Origin of the sequence: Ruegeria sp. THAF33, from assembly GCF_009363615.1 — a bacterium.
Classification (GTDB): domain Bacteria; phylum Pseudomonadota; class Alphaproteobacteria; order Rhodobacterales; family Rhodobacteraceae; genus Ruegeria.
This window is the reverse complement of record NZ_CP045385.1, coordinates 321554-342766: the sequence shown is the minus strand read 5'-3', so window position 1 is coordinate 342766 and position 21213 is coordinate 321554. Positions and strand designations below refer to the sequence as shown.

Sequence of the window (21213 nt, the reverse complement as noted above, 5' to 3'; positions counted from 1 at the left end):
GATCAGTTTGTGCCCCAGTATTTGGCCTTCAGCGCGTCCAGCGTGCCGTCTTCCTGAATGGCGGCGAGACCGGCATTGATTGCATCCACCGTCGGGTCACCTTCCTGAAACACGATTCCCAATGGATCCGATTGCAGGCCTGTGATGCCCACGGTCAGTTCTCCGGCAAACTCCTGCTCGTAGGCCGCGGCAGAGGTGCCATCGATGATCACCCCTTGCACGTCTGCGTTTTGAAGCGCCAGAATAGCCGCCGAGAAGTTGTCGTAGAGGCTGACATTCTCGCGCCCTACAAGCTCTTCCGCCAGTTGGGCGTTGGTCGTCGCTGTTTGTGCCGCCAGTTTCTGGCCACCCGCTTTGAAATCCTCAAGCGTCATATCCGCGTTGTCGACTTGCAGCAAAATGGCCTGGCTGACAACGATGTACGGTTCGGAAAAGTCCATAGTTTCTTCACGTTCGGGCGTGACCGATACGCCCGAGATGACCAGGTCGAACTCACCCTGTTGAAGCGCCGCAAAGATACCGTCCCAAGCGGTGTTTACGAAATTCGGAACGCAATTGATCTTTTCACAGATTGCATTCATCACATCGACATCAAAGCCTACGATTTCACCGGTTGTTTCGTCGACGGTTTCCATCGGGGGATAGGTCGCATCCGTTCCGATCTTGAGAACGCGACCTTCCAGATCGGCGGCAAAGGCCGCCGGCGCTGTCAGCATTGCAAGCGTTGCAACGGCAAATAGATTTTTGAACATGTTCGGTTTCTCCTCTGTTGGCTCAGTTGGTCTGCGCCATACCCGGCGCCGGGGTGTCAGGTTGCCGCTCGATCAACGTGGCCCTGATCTTTTTTTGAGTTTCCGACGGATCAACGCCGTCCAGTGCTTTAAGCATGAATTCCCCAAGCTTGCGGCTGGTCTCGCCTATCGGCAAATAGTAGGTGCTGGGCGGGGGTATGAAATACTGGCTAAGTTTCAGATCGTCGTTTGAAATGACAACGACATCCCTGCCGACCTGAACGCCCATGTCGGCCGCAGCGGACAAGGCGCCAAGGGTCATCGCCTCGTTCGCGCAAATGATGGCGCTTGGCCGGTTGTGCATTCGCATGAGCGCCGCAAAGGCCCTTTGCCCGGTCTTCGCCGTGGTCGGGCCGGGAAGAACAAGGGCCGGGTCAAATTCCATGCTACCTGCTGTCAGAGCATCTGAATATCCCTGGCGACGTTGACGGGCATAGATCAGGTCATCCGGCGGGTTGATAAGCGCTATCCGCCTGTGCCCCAATGCCAGCAGCCGAGCCGTTGCATCAAAAGCAGCAGCCTGACTGTCGAGATCCACGTAAGGATGTGGTTGGGCACTGTCACTCATCCCGTATGTGACAAACGGAAAACCTTTATCTTGCAGATAGGCGATACGCGGGTCATTCACGCGAGTTCCGGAAAAGATCACGCCGTCTGCCAACCCTTCCTGCACGATGGAATGTAGGGTCTGCAATGCGGCTTCAACATCTCGTACACTGAAGACGCTCAACTCATAGCGTGACCCTTGAACCGCGTCGGATATTCCGGCCAGAATCCGGGTAAACTCCACACCCTCCCACTCTTCAGCGGCACTGCCCGAAACGCTGACCAATACCGCAATCCTGTAGGATTTATTGGTGCGCAGTTTCAGGCCATCCAGATTGACCCGATACCCAAGCTCGGACGCCGCCTTTTGGATCTCCTCCCGCGTTTCCCGTTTTACCGAAGAAGCGCCGCGCAGTGCGTTTGAAACCGTGCCGACTGAATAGCCGGTCATACGGGCGATCGATTTGATCGTTGCCCGCGCCATCAGCCGATACCCCCAAGCCGTTCAGTCAAAAACGACCGCCCCGTTTGCAAGGTGCGCCTGTGATCGGCGGTTTCATCATGCTCGACGAAAAGGTCGGTGCACTTGGTGGTTGAAAGGGCTCGTATCGTGGCGTCCCAATCGACAACACCCTCACCCGGATTGCGCCAGCGCCTGTCGCCTGATCCGCTCTGCGGGTCCACGTCCTTTGCATGAACAGACAGGATGCGATCCGCATGGCGCGCCAGCAGGTCAGCCGCGTCCTGACCAGCCGCGACGATCCAACCGATATCAGGTTGCCAATAGATGTTTTCTTGCGCCAGAATCTGTTCAAGAGGCGTTTTTCCCGGCGCCCCGAACAGATCAAAATCGTGGTTGTGATAGGCAAGACTTACGCCGTGATCCCTCAGTCGATCCGCCCAATCGGACAACTGGCCCGACACTGCCTTCCATCCCTCGACAGTGCCGGGCCGCGCCTGTGGCGCCAGCCAAGGCATGACCGCCACCTGGCATTCCAAAAGGTGAAGTACTTCAACGATGTCATCGAAACGCTCGTGGAACTCCTCCCAATCGAAATGTGCAGAACGAAGGATAAGACCTGATTGATGGACGATGCGCGCCATCTCTTGCGGTGTCATGTCATGCAGACCGGTGGTTTCGATATCCGAAAACCCGCAAGCAGAAACCAACTTCAGTTGGTCCGTGAGGTCACCGCATTGCCGAACCGTGTAAAGCTGCGCCGATACCCGCATTTTTCACCATTGAAACGTTTCAATTATGGTGAAACACAAAACGCAATTCTGTCAAGAACTGCGTTTCGCTGCTATTTACGCATGGACAATCCATTGTGGAACAGATGCACCTTGTCCGGTGCGGCCGTGACCGAGACCGTCTGGCCGCGCAGGTTCCGCTGAACCCCCGGCAGCTTTGCAATGACTGCATCCGCACCATTGGTTTTCTCAAAATACAGCAGCGTGACTTCGCCCAGGGCTTCGGTGAAATCCACCTTGCCGGACAGAATCGCGGATTCTTCCGCCATGGCCAAGTCTTCGGGGCGCACCCCGATATTGACCTTTTTACCCAGCTCACTGTCTTCGGTTGGAACCGCGGATCTTGCAATCCCGCCTGATGACAGTTCAACGGTGGTCATTTCGCCGGTTCCGGTGATTGTGCCGGAAAGCAGGTTCATGGACGGCGAACCGATGAACTGCGCAACAAACTCGTTGTCAGGCGCCTCATACAGTTCAAGCGGTGTCCCGACCTGCGCGATGCCCTTGTTGGCCAATACCACGATCCGACTGGCCAGGGTCATCGCCTCGACCTGATCGTGGGTCACGTAGATCATGGTGCTGTCAGGCATGGCCTCTTTCAGACGCGCGATCTCGATCCGCGTGGCCACCCGAAGTGCCGCGTCGAGGTTCGAGAGGGGTTCGTCGAACAGATACACCTTTGGGTCACGTACGATCGCGCGCCCGATGGCAACCCGTTGACGCTGCCCCCCAGAAAGAGCTTTTGGCAGGCGGTCCAGGAATGGTTCCAGCTGAAGGATTCGAGCGGCACGGTCTACGGCAGCATCAATCTCGGCTGTGGGCATCTTCGCGATTTTCAGGGCAAAGGCCATGTTCTCGCGAACGGTCATGTGGGGATACAAAGCATAGCTTTGAAACACCATCGCGATGCCCCGCTGTGCAGGAGGAACATCGTTCATGACCTGCCCTTCGATTTCCAGCGTGCCGCCTGTAATCTTCTCCAACCCGGCGATCATCCGCAGCAGGGTGGACTTGCCGCATCCGGAAGGACCGACAAAAACGATCAATTCGCCTTGTTCGATGTCGAGGTTGATGTTCTTCAAAACATCGACAGGGCCATAGGACTTGGCGACATCCGTTAGGTTGAGTTCAGACATGCTTTATCCCTTTTTCCTGTACATCAGGATGAACTGCGCCGCGTTCAGGACAACGTTGCCGCTTCCTTCGACACCGCCGAGGTCCTGACCCATCACCTGCCAACTGCCTTCGGGCAGCTTGAACGCGGCAGAATCCGTGCCCAGATTGAAGGCGCAGAATATCTGCTCATGCGAATCCTCACGCACAAAAGACAGAATCGAACCCGTTTCCGTCATGCCGGTCTGCGCCCCGTTTGCCAAAGCAGGATGCGCATGCCGCAAGGCGATGGCGCGACGATAGTGGTTCAACATCGAGCTTGGATCCGCCTCCAATCGGTCCACCGCCTGCCCGGCCTGCTGTGCGCTTACCGGCAGCCAGGGCTCTGCGGTGCTGAAACCCGATTGTTCATCTTGTGCTGCCCAAACCATCGGTGTGCGGCAGCCGTCGCGGCCCTTGTATTCGGGCCAGAACTCGATGCCATAGGGGTCTTGCAGTTTCTCGAACGGCACATCCGCTTCGTGCAGGCCCAACTCCTCGCCCTGATACAGGCAGGCAGAGCCGCGCAGGCACATCATGAGAACCGCGTGCTGGCGGGCTGCCGCGACATCCAAATTCCAGCGCGAGACGTGACGTTGCACGTCGTGGTTGGAAAATGCCCAACATGGCCATGCGTCACCTGCCTTCGCTTCCAGCTGGTCAAAAACGTGCTTTGTGTAAGTGGCTGTCAATGCACGTTTTTCCAGGAACTCGAAGGCATAACACATGTGCATCCGCTTATCCCCGGATGTGTATTCGCCCATGATCTCTAGCCCACGCTGCGCATCTCCGACCTCGCCCAGACAAGCCCGGCCTTCATATTCGTCCGTCAAGGCCCGCAGTCTTTCGAGGAAGGCGATGTTCTCGGGCTGGCTTTTTGAAAACAGGTGGTCCTGATGGTTGTAGGGGTTCACGGCCGGTGCGATCGTGGCGTTGCGTTGATCCATCGGCAGCGCAGGATTGTCGCGAAGCGCCTTGTCGTGGAAATAGAAATTGATGGTATCCAGCCGAAAGCCATCCACCCCCAGATCAAGCCAGAACCGCGCTACGTCCAGCAACGCATCCTGAACATCCGGGCAGTGGAAATTCAGATCCGGCTGCGATGTCAGGAAGTTGTGCAGATAATATTGCAGCCGTCGGGCATCCCATTGCCAGGCCGAGCCGCCGAAGATCGAAAGCCAGTTGTTCGGTGGCGTGCCATCCGGTTTGGGATCCGCCCAAACATACCAATCGGATTTCGGGTTTTCCCGACTGCTGCGGCTTTCGCTGAACCAAGGGTGCTGATCGGATGTATGCGACAGAACCAGATCAATCATGATCCTCAGACCCTTCGCATGGGCCTGATCCAGAAGCGCTTTGAAATCCGCCAACGACCCGAACATGGGATCGACATCGCGGTAATCACTGACATCGTAGCCAAAATCCTTCATCGGCGATTTGAAAAACGGCGAGATCCAGATCGCATCAACGCCCAGCGAGGCGATGTAATCCAGTCGCGCAGTGATGCCCCTCAGATCGCCGATCCCATCCCCGTTGCTGTCCTGAAAACTGCGTGGGTAGATCTGATAGATCACCCCCCCGCGCCACCAGTCCGAAGACAGTTTCGTTGCTTTGTATTGTTCAAGGTTGTTCTGCACGTTCATCAGACGCCTCTATTTGACAGATCCGGCCAACAGGCCGCGGACCAGGTATTTTTGCATTGCGAAGAAGACGACCAGCGGCACGAAGATCGAGACAAAGGCAGCGGTCGCAAGGATTTCCCAGTTGCCGCCACGCGTACCCAGCAGCTCGACGATGCGGTTCGTCATCACGGTTGTCTGGCCGGTCGCGTCGATCAGGAAAACCTTGGCGACAAGCAGGTCATTCCATGTCCACAGGAACTGGAAGATCGCGAAAGACGCCAGCGCCGGGAAGCTGAGTGGCAGGATCAGTTTGGTGAAGATCTGAAACTCGGTGGCACCGTCGACGCGGGCGTTTTCGATCAGATCTCGTGGCAATCCGGCCATGTAGTTGCGCAGCAGGTAAATCGCCAGGGGCATCCCAAACCCTGTATGCGCAAGCCAGACACCCAGATAGCCTTTGCCGATCCCGATATTGAGGTGAAACTTCAGCAACGGGATCAAGGCCAATTGAAGCGGCACGACCAAAAGACCAACAACAGCCGCGATCAGCAAGGCGCGTCCGGGGAAATCCATCCAAGCCAGTGCATAAGCTGCAAAGGCGGCAACCAAAATCGGAATTATGGTCGCCGGGATGGTTACGGTCAGCGTGTTGAAGAACGCCTTGGCCATGCTGTCCGTACTGCTTTGATCCAGAAGAACCTTTTGGTAGTTTTCCAAGGTGAACTCGGGCGGCAATTCGGCCGTAACAAAGATGCGCACGCCACGTTTTCCGGTGAACTCCTCGGTGTTTTCCATCCGGTAGTTGCCGGCCGCATCCACCGTGATCGTACCACCTCGGCGCAGTTCTGCTGTTTGGCCCGGTTCAAATGCATCTACCTCGCGCGAACTGATACCCCATCTGGAAATCGTTGCTTGCTCATCTTCGCCGAACAACGCCCCCTGAATGACATACACTCCGTTTTCCAGCACCTGCGTATCGGGCGCGGCACTGCGAAGGGTCAGATTTTGCTCGGAGGGAAACAGCGACCGCCACCAGCCGCTGGACGATATCTGATCTGCCGTCCGAAAAGACGAAATCAGCAAGCCAAGCGTGGGGATGACCCAAAGGGTCACAAGAAAGACGACTGACAGATGCACCACCCATCTGAGCGCGGGTTTGGTTCCGGCGATATCGCTCATGGCTTACTCCATCTCTTTGCGCGCGTTGCGCACGTTCCAGACGAGGATCGGTGCAACAAGCAGCATGATCACCATGGCCGAGGCCGACCCGACACCCCAGTCATTGGCGCGGAAAAGCTTGTCATACATGTAGTTTGCCAGCACCTGCGTCTCCCACTGGCCATTGGTCATTGCAAAGACGATGTCGAACACTTTGAGAACGGTGATCGTGATCGTCGTCCAAACAACAAGGATTGTGGTTTTGATCTGCGGCACCTTGATCTTGAAGAAGATCTGAAAGGGATTGGCCCCGTCCAAGATGGCCGCCTCGATGGTTTCTTCGGGAATACCGCGCAAGGCCGCCGACAGGATCACCATGGCGAAACCCGTCTGAATCCAGATCAGGACAACCATCAGAAAGAAACTGTTCCAGAATGGAATTGTTAACCACGTGTTGGGTTCACTGCCGCCGAAGAAGATGTACAGCGCGTTCAGGATGCCTATCTGGTCTTGTTCAGCTGGTCGCGCGTCATAAACCAGTTTCCAGATCACCGATGCACCAACAAATGAAATGGCCATCGGCATGAAAATCAGGGACTTGGCAAAGTTTCCCCAACGGATTCGGTCGGTCAGTTGCGCCACGAGAAGACCAAAAGCCGTTGACATGGCTGGCACGACGATCAGCCAGAACATGTTGTTGCGCATGGCTTCCCAAAACTTCGGCTCAGCCGCCATTTGGGTATAATTGTCCAGGCCAACCCATCGGTATCCGCCACCGGGCACGCGCTCTGTCAGTGAAAGGCGCAAGGTTTCGACCACCGGATACGCTAGATAAAGCCCCAGCGCGGCAAGCGCCGGGAACAGGAACAACCATGGACGGATCAAGTTCGCGCGGTTGATGTTTCGGCCCGCATTCGGACCGCGCGGCGGAAACAGGATTTTGTCCAGAATCTGGTTGGAAAGATAGAAGTAGCCCACGCAACCCGACACGCCGATGGCGATCGTCAGCAGGCCTTGAAGTGCGGGTGTCATGGTGCGCCCATCCGTTTGGCAAGTGGGGCGGCCCCGGGACCGCCCCATAAGTTGGTCACTTGGCTGCGTCCCAGGATGCCTGGATTTCACGTGCCACGGTGGCTGCATCTTTTGCACCCGACGAGTAATCGACCATCCCGGTCCAAAACGTACCCGCCCCGACTGCACCGGGCATCAGGTCGGACCCGTCAAAGCGGAAGGTCGTTGCGTTGGTCAGAATTTCGCCCTGTCCGCGCTGTGAATCATTCGAATAGTTCGCGGGATCTGCACCCAGATGGGGCGTCAGGAAACCATCCTGCGACATCATGATCTCATGGGCGAAAGGTGTCTTGAGGAACTCCAGAAAGGCTTCGGCTGCGGGGTTTGCGTTGGTGATTGTGAACAATGTCCCTGCCCCAAGCACCGGTGTCCCCAGGTCTTTTTCGGCATAAGCCGGGAAGTAGAAGAAATCAGCATCCACCCCCAATTCCGTGCCTTCTGGAAAATAGGCGGGAATAAACGAAGCCTGACGATGCATCATGCAAGCGGGCGGGCTATCGAAAAGACCTTTGGGGCTGTCACGGAAATCGATTGCCGCTGTGTCGTCTGCGTCACCTACCACATAGTCGTCATTGCGGGTAAAGCTGCCATATTCCTCAATCGCGGCTATGACGCGGGGATCATCGAACTTCATTTCGTTCGACACCCATTGGTCATAGACTTCAGGTGGTTGCGTACGCAGCATAAGATCCTCGACCCAGTCCGTTGCGGGCCAGCCCGTTGCGCCGCCCGAGGCCAGACCGACGCACAAGGGCGTTTCGCCGTCCTCGACCATCTGATCCATCAGAGTTTTGAACTCTTCCATGGTTTCGGGCACTTCATACCCAAAGTCTTCGAAGTTTTCGGGCACGTACCAAACCAGCGATTTGACGTTCACATTGAAGAAGAACCCGTAAAAATCGTGAGACCCTTCCGCGTTCTCAAACGTACCCAGATCGACCCAGGATTGACCGGCGGCGAAGTTTTCCTTGATCCAGTCCGCAGTGCCTTCGGCCAATGGCGTCAGATAGCCCTGTTTTGCGAGGTTTGCCGCCAGACCAGGCTGCGGGAAAACAGTCAGATTCGGCGCCGAGCCTGCGGCCGCATCAATCAGGATCTGCTGTTCCAGAGAATCCGAACCCACATAGCTGGAATTCGCGCCTGTTGCCTCATCGAAATAGGCCACGAGGTTTTCGAAGGACTTGCCCTCGCCAGCCAGCCAGGGGCCGAAAATGGTCAGGCTTTCGCCGGACAGATCATTCGCTTCGGCAAAGGCCTGAAACCCATCCCAGTCAAAACTGCCCTCGCCGACGGCATGGATCATCTCACCCTCTGCCTGAACTGATCCGGCCATCAGGGCGAGTGCCGCCGCACCTGCGTAAAGCCCGTGTTTCATCAAATCCTCCTCCCAAGCTTTCATGTATTCAAAAACTCGCTTTCAAAGCGCTTTGGATGATGTGTGTTATCCGCTAACATTGGCGCCCTGTCAATATTTTGCTTCCCAGCGCCAAAATAAATTATATTTTCTGCTTTCAACGCAAAACAAGTTGACGGATGCCGTATTTGCTCACAAAACAAAAAAGAGCCACTCAATTGAAGGCGCTTTGAATCGTAATATGAACCTGAAGCAGCTCTCGGAAGTTCTGGGCCTTTCGCAAACTACGGTCAGCCGGGCGCTGAACGGGTACCCCGAAGTGAGCGAGGACACACGTGCGCGCGTTCAAGCCGCGGCGCGCAAACACGGGTACCGGCCGAACAGTCGCGCCAAAGGGCTTGCGACAGGACGATCGATGGTGATCGGCCACGTCATTCCCAGCTCGTCCCAACATGAAATGGTCAACCCGATCTTCGGGGATTTCGTCGCCGGTGCCGCAAAGAAATACGCTGAACATGGCTATGACATGATGTTCACCAACGCCGACGACACTTCGATTGAAGAGGCGTATCGGAGCCTCTTTCAGCGCGGCGCGGTGGACGGAGTCGTGCTGCAAGGCCCCAAAGTGAACGAACCACGGATCGAAGTCCTGACCCGCATGGGCGTCCCATTCATCGTGCACGGACGCTCGACCGGCGTCGACGCTCAATATGACTGGATCGACGTCAACAACAAAAGTTCGTTCATGCGCGCCACACGCTTTCTGATTGACCTTGGCCATCGCCGTATCGCTCTGATCAACGGTCTGGAAGATATGGATTTTGCCCAACGCCGCCGCGACGGATATCTTGAGGCGCTTAGTCAGGCCGGGCTTGCGCCCGATGCCGATCTGATGCGCAGCGCTGAAATGACAGAGGTTTACGGCCATCACGAAACGCAGAACATGTTGCGCCTGGAGTCCCCCCCGACCGCTATTTTGTGTTCATCGATGATCTCTGCCATCGGCGTACGGCGTGCGCTGTCCGAAAACGGGCTTGAGATGGGTACGGATGTGTCAGTGATCGCCCATGACGACGACCTGTCCTATTTGAAGAACGGGCAGGATGTTCCGATTTTCACGGCAACACGCTCATCCGTCCGTCAGGCGGGTGAAATGGCGGCTGACATGTTGATCCAGCGCATCAAATCCCCGAATGATCCCGTCAAAACCAGGCTGCTGGAGGCCGAGCTGGTCGTGGGCAGGTCAACCGGCCCTGCGCCCAACAGGGTGCAACTATGAAACACGCACGCGCTGATTTTCCCAAAGATTTTCTCTTTGGTGTTGCCACCTCTGCGTACCAGATTGAAGGACACGCGCAGGGCGGGGCGGGGCGAACTCATTGGGATACCTTTGCGGCGTCGCCGGGCAACGTGGTGCGCGGGGAAAACGGAGACGTCGCCTGCGATCACCTGAACCGGTTCGAGCAGGATTTCGATCTGGTGCGCGAGGCCGGGTTTGACTGTTATCGTTTTTCGACCAGCTGGGCACGCGTTCTGCCGGACGGGCGTAGTCAGGTCAATCAGACCGGGCTGGACTATTATGACCGATTGGCGGACGCCCTGCTGGAACGCGGTATCCGCCCCTGCGTGACGCTTTATCATTGGGAACTGCCGTCAGCGCTTGCGGATCAGGGCGGATGGTGCAATCGCGATATCGCGGATTGGTTCGCGGATTATACGCAGGTCATCATGGGTCGGATCGGAGACCGGATGTTCAGTGCCGCGCCGATCAACGAACCCTGGTGTGTCAGTTGGCTTAGCCATTTTGAAGGCCACCATGCGCCCGGTCTGCGCGATATCCGCGCCGCGGCCCGAGCAATGCATCACGTTTTGTTGGCCCACGGGCGGGCGATTCAGGCCATGCGCAGTCTTGGGATGGGCAATCTGGGTGCTGTGTTCAACCTCGAATGGTCCGAGCCAGCAGATGACAGCGCGGAAGCGCGGCTTGCGGCAGATCGCTACGATGCGATCTACAACCGATTCTTCCTTGGCGGTGTTTTCAACAAGGAATATCCCCAAACAGCCCTGGAGGGGTTGGAGCCGCACTTGCCCAAGGGCTGGCAGAACGACTTTGAAACCATCGGCACACAGGTCGATTGGTGCGGGTTGAACTACTATACCCGAAAATTGATTGCCCCGGCGGACGCCGCCTGGCCCAGCCTGCAAGAGGTTCCCGGACCGTTACCCAAAACGCAGATGGGATGGGAAATCGATCCCTCTGCCCTTACCCGCTTTCTTGTCAGAACAAGGAAAGACTATACGGGCGCGTTGCCAATCTATATCACCGAAAACGGTATGGCGAGTGAGGAGCGCGTGCAGGACGATGATCGTATCGATTATCTCGACAAGCACCTTGCGGCCGTGCTGGACGCTTTGGCACAAGGTGTTCCGGTGAATGGCTATTTTGTCTGGTCGCTGCTGGACAATTATGAATGGGCCTTCGGGTACGAGAAGAGGTTTGGACTGGTGGACGTGGATTTCGAAACACTTGCGAGAACGCCCAAAGCGTCTTTCATGGCGCTGAAATCCGCCCTGTCCGGGGGTCAGAGCGTCTCTCAGCCGTTAGCGCAACCATTCGGTGCCGTGCATGAGCATTGGAATCTGGTCGCGGATATCGGCGGTACGAACACACGTCTGGGCGTCGTCACGAACGGAGAGTTGGCAGACCTTCGGAAACACCCGACAGGTACATTGGAAGATCTGCTGGAGGCGTTCCATGACCTTAGGGACGAAATCGGAACCAACCCACAGGCCGTCGTAGCAGCCGGAGCCGGGCCGGTCAGGGACGGAACGATTCAGCTGACAAACGCAAACCTGGATCTTTCGGAAACCGAGTTGGCGAAAGCAACAGGAGCAGAGCGCACCTTTGTCATAAATGATTTCACCGCTGCGGCGTGGTCGGTGGCCGAGGTGACCCGGTCGGATGTTGCGGTCTTGCAGGGTCAGGCAACGCCGCCCGCAGGCACACGGCTGGTTGTAGGGCCCGGAACCGGGCTTGGCGTTGGTGCGTTGCTATATTCCGAAGGCAGGTATCACACGGTTTCCGGCGAAGGCGGGCACGTGGGCCTGTACCCGCGCCATCGCGACGAAGTTGATATCTTTGAGGCGGCACGTCGCATCGCACCGGGCTGTTTCTTTGGGGACAGCCTAGCGCTGGAAGCAGAAATGTTCCTAAGCGGAACCGGCCTGCCGATCCTGTATCAGGCAGTTGAATTGGCAGCCGGTCAAGCGCGAACTCAGGCGCGCTCTGCAAAGGACATTCTGAACGATGCCCGTAACGGCACCGATCTGGTCGCCGAAAAAGCCGCGCAGATTTTTACCACCCATCTGGGTGCTTTGATGGGTGATCTGGCGGTCACCTTGATGCCGGAGGGGGGCGTTTTCCTCGTCGGCGGCGTTGCCGAGAAAAACCGCTGGCTATTCAGTGACAACTTCAAGGATGCGTTCAACGGCGGCGGCCGCTTCAGCGATTTGCGCCGCTCCCTGAACCTTTACGTGTCTGAACAGGCAGAGTTCGGGATCATCGGCGCAAACAACTTCTGCAAGAACGCGCTGAGACAGCAACCAGACTAACCGAAGTTTCTTACCTAAAAGGACCAAGACATGATCCTGTGCTGTGGTGAAGCGCTGATAGATATGATTTCAGAACCGACCGCATCGGGTGCACTGGGCTTTGTGCCACATACTGGTGGTGCAGTTCTGAACACAGCCGTCGCGATGGGACGTCTGGGTGTTCCGGTTGGGATGCTGACAGGTTTGTCATCGGACATGTTCGGCCAGCAATTGATCGATGCGCTGAAAGCGAGCCATGTGGACACGACACATGTGATCACCTCGGACCGTCCCACCACGCTTGCCTTTGTGCAGCTCTCGGATGGACACGCGTCTTACAGCTTTGTTGATGAAAACACCGCAGGCAGGATGTTGCTGCCCGAAGACATGCCCGATCAGCTTCCAGCCGTCTCTGCCCTGTATCTCGGTGGAATCAGCCTTGCGTGTGAACCTTGCGCAGATGCATATGCCGCCCTTCTGGACCGCCACGGTTCCAACCGGGCAGTGATGCTGGACCCGAATATCCGCCCGGATTTCATCAAGGATCAAACCCGATTTCGGACGCGTTTGAACCGCATGATCTCGCGTGCGGATATCGTCAAGGTTTCAGACGAGGACCTGGACTGGATCATTCCGGGCGCTGAATCCGAATCCGCAAAAGCGTCTGTGCTGTTGCAGGCGGGTCCTTCCGTTGTCATCGTCACGCGTGGCAGTGACGGGGCGCACGGTTACCTGGCGGATGGTTCCGAAGTCTCGGTTCCTGTGAAACCCGTTGAAGTGGTCGATACGATCGGCGCAGGTGACACGTTCAACGCCGGCGTTCTGACCGAGCTCAGCCGCGCAGGGCATCTGACCAAGTCAGGTCTGCGCGGATTGACGGTTGAAAGCCTGCAAGCAGCCATGGAACTGGGCGCTGACGTCGCGGCCGTGACCGTTTCCCGAGCCGGGGCGGAGCCCCCTTGGTCGCACGAACTGTGATCTGCGGGATGGTATGATGAAACGATCCGAAATCAACCACATCAAGCCCTAGGCACAGGCGTTCATTCAATCCTTCGGCGCCGTGTTGCCACCCTTTGCGGATTGGTCGCCCGAGAAAATGCGCAGCCCTCTGGCCAAAACGATCCGCAGCCGCGGGCTGGGATATTACCGATTACGCACAAGGCCATTTCGACGAACATTACCTATTCCCGTTCACTCTACGCACTGGTTTAGACGAAGGATCTGAAATCCGGGCGTGGGATGCTCTGTGCAGAAAACTGTTGATCTCGAAAGACAATCAGCTTTCTCCGTTGCACCGGCATATTATCAAGGCAGAAGACATCATCAACCGGGGCGGCGGCGATCTCGTTCTGGAAATTCATGCGTCGGATCCAAACGGTGGCGTCGACCGCGACAACCCGGTGACGGTCCCCAGCGATGCCTGCCCTGTAACCTTGCAACCCCAAGAGTACGTGCGGCTGAAGCCGAGGCAAAGCGTAACTCTGATGCCCGGCATCTGGCACGCTTTTTGGGCCGAGCGCGGCGATTGCCTTATTGGCGAGGTATCGACCGTGAATAACGACCGCACCGACATTGGGTTTGAAAAGCCAATTCCACGGTTTTCAAAGGTCGAGAAAGATTCTCGAGCCGGATTTCCTTCTTGTACCAGACTATTGACACCGTTCGGTCCGGGCTGGCGCAGCAGGACAGCTGGCGCGGCTATTGCAATTCCATCTACCAACGCGTTCGTCTGCCGCTTGACAAGTCTGGCATTGCCGGACTAGCTGAGCGGGATGGTTCCGTAAGGGATGAAAATGGGAACACGGTGCGGCGCTGGAATGTGCCAAGTCCGTGACTGCCCCCGCAACTGTAAGCGGTGAGCGACGCCACTTCACCACTGACCCGCATGGGTTGGGAAGGTCGGCCAAGCAACGACCCGCAAGTCAGGAGACCTGCCATCGCACTATAAACCAACCCGAGGCGGGGCGTCTCGGAAGGAGGCTTGATGGCGCGTTTGCGTAATATCTGGGTATGTGCCCTCTGTCTGCGTCTGGCAAACGACGGAGATGGCTATGACCTGCTATTCTGATCACTACGTTCTGATCTGTTCAACATGTCAGGGGGCGATGTCTGCCGAGGCCGCGCAAGACGTGCTGAATGCCCGGTTGCCTGACGGTTTTGAAACCCGAATGGTGGCGTGCATGGCAGGTTGTGAACGGGCCATGACCGTCGGATTTCAGGCCCCGGGAAAAGCGCAGTACCTGTTTGGCGATATCACGACATCACACGACCTGTCCGCCCTGGTCGAATTCGCGACCCAGTTCGGCGACAGTGACGATGGCTGGACCAGCGCCTCGGACCGCCCCCCTGCCCTTTTCGCAAAGACCTTGTCGCGCATACCCGCATTGCCGTCCGGGGGGGTATCATGAGCTTTCTGGTTGCAGAGAATTTGGAGTACTACGCGCTCAATGGCGATGTCCTGTTGCAGGATGTGTCCTTTCGCCTGGAAGAAGGATCAATTCTGGCAATCGCCGGGCCGAACGGCGCCGGCAAGACCACTCTGCTGAAACTGCTGTGCGGGATCGAACGGGTTATCTTGGGTGATGTTTGGATAGAAGGCCAAAGCCTTCGGACCCTGTCCGCCCGCCAACGTGCCCGCTCCATTGCTGTGGTCGGGCAGCAGGAAATGCCTGACGGGCGGATGCGCCTGCAAGACTATGTTGCGCTGGGGCAAATCCCGATTCAGGGCGAACGTTCGATGGCTCAGCACAAGGCTGATCTGGAACGGGTTCTGACGACGACCGAGCTGTCGCATTTTGCCAACAAAACGATGGGTCAACTGTCCGGCGGAGAACGTCAGCGCGCACATATCGCGCGCGCGTTGGCCCAGAACCCGTCCTTGCTGTTTCTAGACGAGCCAACCAACCATCTGGACCCCGATGCCAAGGGGCACATGCTGTCTCTGGTTGCTGATCTGGGGGTAACGGTCGTCATGATCGTCCATGATCTGGTCATGATCCCGGAATTCGCCACCCATGTGGCGCTGATGAAAGCCACGCGTCTGACGGGGTTCGGGCCTGTTGTCGAAGTTCTGACCCCAGACCGGGTACGTGAGACATTCGGCGTGGATTATCTGTGCTTTCAGCACGAAGGCCGCATGATCCCCGCACTGGATATCCGAAAACGGAAATTGTCACAATAACAGGAACTTAAATATGATGCAGAAACTTTGGCCGGTGGTTGTTTTCGCTGGCTTGGCAGGTGGCGCGGCAGCGGAAGCCGTCACCGTGGACAATTGCGGTGAACCGCTGGTTTTTGACTCGGCGCCGGAACGCCTGGTCGTACATGACATGAACATGGCGGATATGGCCTTTGCGCTCGGCCTTCAGGACAAGATCGTGGGGCTTACCGGAATTACCGGCTGGTACAAAACAAGCCCTGATTTTGATGCTCAGCGTGGCGATATCCCAGAGCTTGCCCCCAAATACCCGACCATTGAAAACCTTGTGGCCGTCGAACCCGATCTGTTTTTTGCCGGTTGGTACTATGGCATGAAACCCGGCGGTGACGTCACGCCCGACACACTGGAACCTTTTGGTATCAAGACCATGATCCTGACCGAAAGCTGCGTGCATCTGGACAAGGATCGCCCCGAGGCCAGCATGAACCTGTTGTTTGATGACGTTCTGCGTCTGGGCAAGGTCATGCATGTCGAAGACAAGGCCGAGGCGCTGGTTGCCGGCTGGAAAGACAAATTGTCAGCCATCGAAGCAAAAACAGCCGATCTGGCAAAGCCCCGCGTATTCCTGTTGGACGGACCGGCCGATGCTCCATTCACCGCCGGCAAGTTCGCCATTCCCGATGCGATGATCACAGCGGCGGGTGGCGCGAACGTGACGCATGATCTGGATACCAGCTGGGGCCGCACGTCGTGGGAGGCCGTGGCAGCGGCCAACCCGGAATTTCTGGTGCTGCTCGATTATCAGTCCGGCAACGGCGCAGAGGACACCTTTCAGTTCCTCAAGGATCACCCGGTGATGTCACAAACGGACGCGGTAAAGAACGAGCGCTGGATTGGCCTGCGTTACGAGGAACTGACGCCCGGCCCGGCAAATATCGAGGCGATCGAGAAGATGGCGAAGGCGATGCACCCGGAGACCAACTGATATGGTCCGATTGGGCCGTTTGATAGTGCTGGGGGCGGTTGTTCTGACCGCCCTTTTGCTGTTGTCGATCGTCTACGGGACCACCCCAATCCCCATACGCGAAGTTTTTTCGGCCATCGGCCTCGGAACCGGTCTGGTGGAAGGAGACATGTCGCCCTTGCACCGGATCGTCTTCGACCTTCGCCTGCCCCGTGCCTTGTTTGCCGCCGTGATTGGTGCGGGACTGGGCGTCGTTGGTGTCGTTTTGCAAACAACGACGCGAAACGACCTGGCAGATCCGTTTCTGTTCGGTCTGTCCTCGGGTGCTGCTGCCGGCGCCGTTCTGGTGATCACCGTCACGGGTGATGTTCTGGGAATCTGGACGTTACCGTTGGCAGCATTTTGCGGTGGTCTGATCGCCTCCGGCATTGTTCTGGCGCTGGTTCAGGGCTTGCGTACAAGCGCACCCGAAAAACTGATCCTGGCTGGCCTGGCGGTGTCCTTTCTGTTTTCCGCGATCACCAACTACCTGATTTTCTCTGGCGACAATCGCGCTGCTCATTCGGTGATATTCTGGATGCTTGGCGGCCTGGGACTGGCAAGATGGGAAACATTCCCGCTTGTCCTGATCGGACTGGGCCTGATCCTGAGCTATTCACTTTACCGCAGCCGGTGGCTTGACGCGCTGCTGACCGGGGATTTCACAGCCTCGTCACTGGGTATTCCCGTTCAAGGACTGCGGTTCAGCATGTTTTTCGTTGCCGCATTGGCGACCGCCAGTTTCGTTTCCGTTGCCGGTGTCATCGGCTTTGTCGGGCTGATGGTGCCTCATATTGCACGCGGCATCGCCGGAACTCTGCACCGAAACCTGTTGATCGTCTCGGCGATCGTGGGCGCGATTCTGCTGACATTGTCCGATATCTTGTCACGCCTTCTTCTGGCTCCGCAGGAGTTGCCCGTGGGAATCGTCACAACGTCGATAGGATCACTTTTTGTCTTTTTGTATTTGTTCAAATCTGATCGCGGGAGATAGTTTTCCAAGGTTGCGCAACACTGTCATTTTTCGACATTGATGAGGTCAAGCAGTTCAGCATGCAGTTCAGGGGTTGCGGCGGAAACGACCGCGCCATCTGAATCGAGGGTTAACGCATGCCCGTGCCAATCGGTCATCACTCCGCCAGCAGCCGTGATCAGAGGTGAGAGCGCCAGATAGTCATAAGGTTGCAGATCGTAATCCACCACAGCATCGACATGGCCCGAAGCAAGCAAGGCATGGGGATAACAATCATAGGCAAATCGGCGCGTCTGCCCTGCATTCATCAGCCGGCTGAACAGGTCAGGATGATCGCGATAAATTTTGTCGCCTTCATTCACGTACAAAACCGATTGATCCAGACGCGTGGTGTTCGACACCTCTATCGGTTGCCCGTTCAGGCTGGCGCCGTCACCGACCACACCCAAATAGGTCTCATGTAAGGCCGGCATTCCGACTAGGCCCAACCGAGGGCGCCCATCCACAAGGTGCGCCAAAAGGAACCCGAACAAAGGATGGCCGGACAGAAACGAACGGGTTCCGTCAATCGGGTCAATCACCCACATATGAAGCCCGTCGCCTGCTTCTTGCCCGTGCTCTTCGCCAAAGATGCCGTGTCCGGGAAAATGCTGTTTCAGGTAAGAGCGTACTTCTGCCTCAACTGCCTTGTCGGCCTGCGTCACCGGGCTTTCATCCTGTTTGAATTCAATGCCCAAAGACCCCCGAAAAAACCGCATCGCGGACTCCGAGGTAATATCAGCAATCTTCATCGCATGCTCAGTCAACGCATCTGGGGTTACCATTTCCGGTCCTTTCGGCTGAAGTCATCCAATCTCCGACGGATGAAAGGTTGTTTGCCCTGAAAGCTGAATGAGAAGTCTTGCAGTTCAGTTTTCAGATGGGCATGAGGTGTGACAATACTGAAACTTTATCAATGGCTTATGGATCGAAATCCGTCAGATTCGACGAACATTCGGACACTCGGGGCGGATTTGCCCTGTTTGCATGCTTTCCCCATGTGTTCCGATCGCCGTGCGTGTGTCGGTAGATCTGCTCTTGCACCCTCGGGTCAGGTCTTCACCCGGCTCATCTGCGGGTCGTAAAGCGGTTGCAGCGTCACTTCGCAAGGAACCCTCTGAGTGGCGACATCCAATTCATATGTCCCTGATGTGACGTATTGTGCGTCGACACCGTTGGCGTTTCGGATGTAACCGTAGCCGATCGACTTTTCGACGGTGTAACCATAGCCGCCCGAAGTCAGCCATCCGACCCTTTCGCCATTCCGATAGATTGTTTCACGCCCCAGAAGAACAACCTCGGGGTCAACCGTGAAACATGCCAGCATCTTCTTTACGCCGCCGGTTTTTTGCGCCTCAGAGGCGGCGCGCCCTTTGAAATCAATATTTTTCCGGAGTTTCACGGCCCAGCCCAAGCCGCTTTCGAACGGCGTATGATCCGGCCCGATATCCGAGCCCCAGGCGCGATAGCCTTTTTCAAGACGCAGCGATTCAATCGCCCTGTAGCCCGCATTGATCAATCCATGCGGGCGCCCTGCCTCCATCAAGGCGTCATACACGGTCTGTGCATATTCCACCGGCAGGTGCAGTTCCCAGCCCAGTTCACCCACATAAGTCACGCGCAGCGCCTTAACCGGGCACCCGGCGATGCCGATGGTGCGGATCGTGCCAAACTTGAACCCGCTGTTCGAGACGTCATCGCGCGTCACCGGCGCCAGAATCTCACGTGATTTTGGCCCCATCAATGACAGAACCGCATTCGATGAGGTGATATCGAAAAGCTGGCAATTCATGCCCTCGGGAATGCTGCGGTTGATCCAGTCGAAGTCATGGGTGGCATAGCCGGTGCCGGTGACGATATAGAACTCATCATGGGCCACGCGCCCAACGGTCAGGTCACACTCGATCCCGCCCTTGTCGTTCAGCATTTGGGTATAGACAAGCGCGCCAACCGGCTTGTCCACATCATTGGCGCAGATCCAGTTCATCGCTGCCAAAGCATCGGGGCCCTTGAGGGCGAATTTGGCGAAAGAGGTCTGATCGAACAACACAGCCGCTTCACGTGCCGCTTTATGTTCCCGCCCGACGGCATCAAACCAGTTCTGGCGGCCAAAGCTGTATTCATCCTTGGGCACCTCGCCCTTTGACGCGTCCGCGTACCAGTTGGGGCGTTCCCAGCCCAGTTTCTCGCCAAAACAAGCGCCCTGCTTTTTCAGCGTGTCATAAAGCGGCGATTTTCGGCAGGGGCGGCCCGAGTCATGTTCCTCATGCGGCCAACCCATTGTGTAGTGTTTGCCATATGCCTCGACGGTACGGGTGCGAACCCAGTCGGTGTCGAAATGCGGGCGGCCAAAGCGGCGGATATCGGCAGACCACAAATCGAAGGGCGGCTCACCCTTGTGCACCCATTCTGCCAGCGCCATGCCCGCACCACCGCCAGCCGCGATGCCAAAGGCATTGAAGCCCGCACCGACGAAGAAATTCCTCAACTCGGGCGCTTCGCCGATGATGAAATTGCCGTCGGGCGTGAAGCTTTCCGGCCCGTTGGTCAGCGTCTTGACGCCGGCGTTTTCCAGCGCGGGCACGCGACCCAGCGCAAGTTCCATAAGCTGTTCGAAATGATCGAAGTTGCTGTCGAGAAGGGTATAGTGGAAACCTTGCGGAATCCCCTTGGTGGCCCAGGGGATCGGGTTCGGCTCATAGCCGCCCATGACCAGACCTCCGACTTCTTCCTTGTAGTAGGTCAGCCGGTCGGGATCGCGCAGAGTGGGCAGATTGCCGGGCACGTCGAAAGGTTCAGTCACCATGTACTGGTGCTCCATCGGAACCAGAGGAACGTTGACGCCAAAGCGGCTGGCAAAGGTGCGGGACCATTGCCCGGCGCAGCAGATCACCTTTTCACACTCGATCCGACCTTGCTCGGTGATTACCGCACGAATTTTGCCATCTTCGATTTCGATATCGGTGACTTTGGTATCTTCGAATATCTTCGCCCCGGCCATGCGGGCGCCCTTGGCCAATGCCTGCGTGATATCTGACGGGTTCGCCTGACCGTCTGTCGGCAGATAAGCCGCGCCGATCACGTCAGAGACATCCATCAAGGGCCAAAGCTGCTGCGCCTCGGATGGGGTCAGAAGCTGCATGTCCAGACCAAAGGAATGCGCCGTAGTGGCCTGGCGTTTCACCTCGGTCCAGCGCTCTTCGTTGCAGGCCAGACGCAAGCCGCCGTTCATCTTCCAGCCAGTGCCAAGCCCTGTTTCCTCTTCGATCTTGTTGTACAGATCGACGGAATAACCCAGCAATTGCGTGATATTGGCGTTCGAACGCAACTGCCCCACCAGACCCGCGGCGTGGAAGGTGGTGCCCGAGGTCAGCTTCTTGCGCTCCAGCAGCACCGTATCCGTCCAGCCCAGCTTGGCCAGGTGATACGCGGTCGAGCAGCCGATGATCCCGCCACCGATAATGACGGCTTTGGCTGTTGTCGGAAGGTCGGTCATGTCTGT

18 protein-coding genes, 1 pseudogene and 1 riboswitch are annotated in these 21213 nt (G+C 57.0%); of the genes and pseudogenes, 9 read left to right on the top strand and 10 right to left on the bottom strand.

The window, feature by feature from the left end:
• Positions 1-2 precede the first annotated feature (2 nt).
• The 8 genes from FIU92_RS18805 to FIU92_RS18770 form a co-directional block, all read right to left on the bottom strand.
• The gene (locus FIU92_RS18805; RefSeq protein WP_152460250.1) at positions 3-752 is read right to left on the bottom strand and encodes a basic amino acid ABC transporter substrate-binding protein; all 750 of its coding nucleotides are present in this window, start codon (positions 750-752) and stop codon (positions 3-5) included.
• 22 nt (positions 753-774) lie between these two features.
• Entirely contained in the window at positions 775-1821 is a 1047-nt protein-coding gene (locus FIU92_RS18800; RefSeq protein WP_152460249.1) for a LacI family DNA-binding transcriptional regulator, read from the bottom strand.
• Positions 1821-2570: a sugar phosphate isomerase/epimerase gene (locus FIU92_RS18795; RefSeq protein WP_152460248.1), complete on the bottom strand. Its 750-nt coding sequence runs from the start codon at positions 2568-2570 to the stop codon at positions 1821-1823. Before FIU92_RS18795 ends, FIU92_RS18800 begins: the two co-directional genes overlap by 1 nt.
• Before the next feature lie 71 nt (positions 2571-2641).
• A complete protein-coding gene (locus FIU92_RS18790) occupies positions 2642-3724 on the bottom strand; it encodes an ABC transporter ATP-binding protein (protein ID WP_152460247.1) in 1083 nt (360 codons plus the stop codon).
• 3 nt (positions 3725-3727) lie between these two features.
• The gene (locus tag FIU92_RS18785; RefSeq protein WP_152460246.1) at positions 3728-5383 is read right to left on the bottom strand and encodes an alpha-glucosidase; all 1656 of its coding nucleotides are present in this window, start codon (positions 5381-5383) and stop codon (positions 3728-3730) included.
• A 9-nt stretch (positions 5384-5392) separates the two neighbouring features.
• On the bottom strand, positions 5393-6541 hold the full coding sequence (locus tag FIU92_RS18780) for a carbohydrate ABC transporter permease (protein WP_152460245.1): 1149 nt from the start codon (positions 6539-6541) through the stop codon (positions 5393-5395).
• A 3-nt stretch (positions 6542-6544) separates the two neighbouring features.
• The gene (locus FIU92_RS18775; RefSeq protein WP_152460244.1) at positions 6545-7552 is read right to left on the bottom strand and encodes a carbohydrate ABC transporter permease; all 1008 of its coding nucleotides are present in this window, start codon (positions 7550-7552) and stop codon (positions 6545-6547) included.
• Positions 7553-7607: 55 nt separating this feature from the next.
• Complete coding sequence (locus FIU92_RS18770; protein WP_152460243.1) at positions 7608-8966, bottom strand: ABC transporter substrate-binding protein; 1359 nt, start codon at positions 8964-8966, stop codon at positions 7608-7610.
• Between the two features lie 220 nt (positions 8967-9186).
• Here FIU92_RS18770 and FIU92_RS18765 point away from each other — a divergent pair, with 220 nt between their 5' ends.
• The 9 genes and pseudogenes from FIU92_RS18765 (at position 9187) to FIU92_RS18730 (ending at position 17693) form a co-directional block, all read left to right on the top strand.
• On the top strand, positions 9187-10224 hold the full coding sequence (locus FIU92_RS18765; RefSeq protein WP_152460242.1) for a LacI family DNA-binding transcriptional regulator: 1038 nt from the start codon (positions 9187-9189) through the stop codon (positions 10222-10224).
• Positions 10221-11522 (top strand): annotated as a pseudogene (locus FIU92_RS23045) (GH1 family beta-glucosidase); the annotation flags it as partial. The gene FIU92_RS18765 and the pseudogene FIU92_RS23045, both read left to right, overlap by 4 nt.
• Positions 11499-12557 (top strand): ROK family protein, encoded by a 1059-nt coding sequence (locus FIU92_RS23040; protein WP_254441684.1) that lies wholly within the window; start codon positions 11499-11501, stop codon positions 12555-12557. The pseudogene FIU92_RS23045 and the gene FIU92_RS23040, both read left to right, overlap by 24 nt.
• A 30-nt stretch (positions 12558-12587) precedes the next feature.
• Positions 12588-13514 (top strand): carbohydrate kinase, encoded by a 927-nt coding sequence (locus FIU92_RS18755; RefSeq protein WP_152460240.1) that lies wholly within the window; start codon positions 12588-12590, stop codon positions 13512-13514.
• A gap of 95 nt (positions 13515-13609) precedes the next feature.
• A complete protein-coding gene (locus FIU92_RS18750; protein WP_371419764.1) occupies positions 13610-14299 on the top strand; it encodes a D-lyxose/D-mannose family sugar isomerase in 690 nt (229 codons plus the stop codon).
• Positions 14293-14490, top strand: a riboswitch (cobalamin riboswitch). (Overlaps the previous gene by 7 nt.)
• A gap of 97 nt (positions 14491-14587) precedes the next feature.
• Complete coding sequence (locus FIU92_RS18745) at positions 14588-14944, top strand: DUF1636 domain-containing protein (protein WP_152460239.1); 357 nt, start codon at positions 14588-14590, stop codon at positions 14942-14944.
• Positions 14941-15717, top strand: coding sequence for an ABC transporter ATP-binding protein (locus FIU92_RS18740; RefSeq protein ID WP_152460238.1), 777 nt, complete (start codon positions 14941-14943; stop codon positions 15715-15717). The genes FIU92_RS18745 and FIU92_RS18740 overlap by 4 nt, the downstream gene beginning before the upstream one ends.
• Positions 15718-15730: 13 nt before the next feature.
• Complete coding sequence (locus FIU92_RS18735; RefSeq protein ID WP_371419763.1) at positions 15731-16681, top strand: ABC transporter substrate-binding protein; 951 nt, start codon at positions 15731-15733, stop codon at positions 16679-16681.
• A 1-nt stretch (position 16682) separates the two neighbouring features.
• On the top strand, positions 16683-17693 hold the full coding sequence (locus FIU92_RS18730; RefSeq protein ID WP_152460237.1) for an iron ABC transporter permease: 1011 nt from the start codon (positions 16683-16685) through the stop codon (positions 17691-17693).
• 23 nt (positions 17694-17716) lie between these two features.
• On the opposite strand, the gene FIU92_RS18725 is transcribed toward FIU92_RS18730, so the two are convergent.
• Both FIU92_RS18725 and FIU92_RS18720 read right to left on the bottom strand, forming a co-directional pair.
• A complete protein-coding gene (locus tag FIU92_RS18725) occupies positions 17717-18496 on the bottom strand; it encodes an inositol monophosphatase family protein (RefSeq protein WP_152460236.1) in 780 nt (259 codons plus the stop codon).
• A 266-nt stretch (positions 18497-18762) separates the two neighbouring features.
• Complete coding sequence (locus FIU92_RS18720; RefSeq protein ID WP_152460235.1) at positions 18763-21207, bottom strand: FAD-dependent oxidoreductase; 2445 nt, start codon at positions 21205-21207, stop codon at positions 18763-18765.
• Between the last annotated feature and the right edge of the window lie 6 nt (positions 21208-21213).

What these genes read in the sequence shown, in the direction of transcription:
- FIU92_RS18740 (WP_152460238.1), top strand. Translation starts at nt 14,941, where the DNA reads ATGAGCTTTCTGGTTGCAGAGAATTTGGAGTACTACGCGCTCAATGGC.
- FIU92_RS18780 (WP_152460245.1), bottom strand. Translation starts at nt 6,541, where the DNA reads ATGAGCGATATCGCCGGAACCAAACCCGCGCTCAGATGGGTGGTGCAT.
- FIU92_RS18775 (WP_152460244.1), bottom strand. Translation starts at nt 7,552, where the DNA reads ATGACACCCGCACTTCAAGGCCTGCTGACGATCGCCATCGGCGTGTCG.
- FIU92_RS18745 (WP_152460239.1), top strand. Translation starts at nt 14,588, where the DNA reads ATGACCTGCTATTCTGATCACTACGTTCTGATCTGTTCAACATGTCAG.
- FIU92_RS18730 (WP_152460237.1), top strand. Translation starts at nt 16,683, where the DNA reads ATGGTCCGATTGGGCCGTTTGATAGTGCTGGGGGCGGTTGTTCTGACC.
- FIU92_RS18785 (WP_152460246.1), bottom strand. Translation starts at nt 5,383, where the DNA reads ATGAACGTGCAGAACAACCTTGAACAATACAAAGCAACGAAACTGTCT.
- FIU92_RS18795 (WP_152460248.1), bottom strand. Translation starts at nt 2,570, where the DNA reads ATGCGGGTATCGGCGCAGCTTTACACGGTTCGGCAATGCGGTGACCTC.
- FIU92_RS18735 (WP_371419763.1), top strand. Translation starts at nt 15,731, where the DNA reads ATGATGCAGAAACTTTGGCCGGTGGTTGTTTTCGCTGGCTTGGCAGGT.
- FIU92_RS18765 (WP_152460242.1), top strand. Translation starts at nt 9,187, where the DNA reads ATGAACCTGAAGCAGCTCTCGGAAGTTCTGGGCCTTTCGCAAACTACG.
- FIU92_RS18805 (WP_152460250.1), bottom strand. Translation starts at nt 752, where the DNA reads ATGTTCAAAAATCTATTTGCCGTTGCAACGCTTGCAATGCTGACAGCG.
- FIU92_RS23040 (WP_254441684.1), top strand. Translation starts at nt 11,499, where the DNA reads ATGGCGCTGAAATCCGCCCTGTCCGGGGGTCAGAGCGTCTCTCAGCCG.
- FIU92_RS18800 (WP_152460249.1), bottom strand. Translation starts at nt 1,821, where the DNA reads ATGGCGCGGGCAACGATCAAATCGATCGCCCGTATGACCGGCTATTCA.
- FIU92_RS18720 (WP_152460235.1), bottom strand. Translation starts at nt 21,207, where the DNA reads ATGACCGACCTTCCGACAACAGCCAAAGCCGTCATTATCGGTGGCGGG.
- FIU92_RS18755 (WP_152460240.1), top strand. Translation starts at nt 12,588, where the DNA reads ATGATCCTGTGCTGTGGTGAAGCGCTGATAGATATGATTTCAGAACCG.
- FIU92_RS18770 (WP_152460243.1), bottom strand. Translation starts at nt 8,966, where the DNA reads ATGAAACACGGGCTTTACGCAGGTGCGGCGGCACTCGCCCTGATGGCC.
- FIU92_RS18790 (WP_152460247.1), bottom strand. Translation starts at nt 3,724, where the DNA reads ATGTCTGAACTCAACCTAACGGATGTCGCCAAGTCCTATGGCCCTGTC.
- FIU92_RS18725 (WP_152460236.1), bottom strand. Translation starts at nt 18,496, where the DNA reads ATGGTAACCCCAGATGCGTTGACTGAGCATGCGATGAAGATTGCTGAT.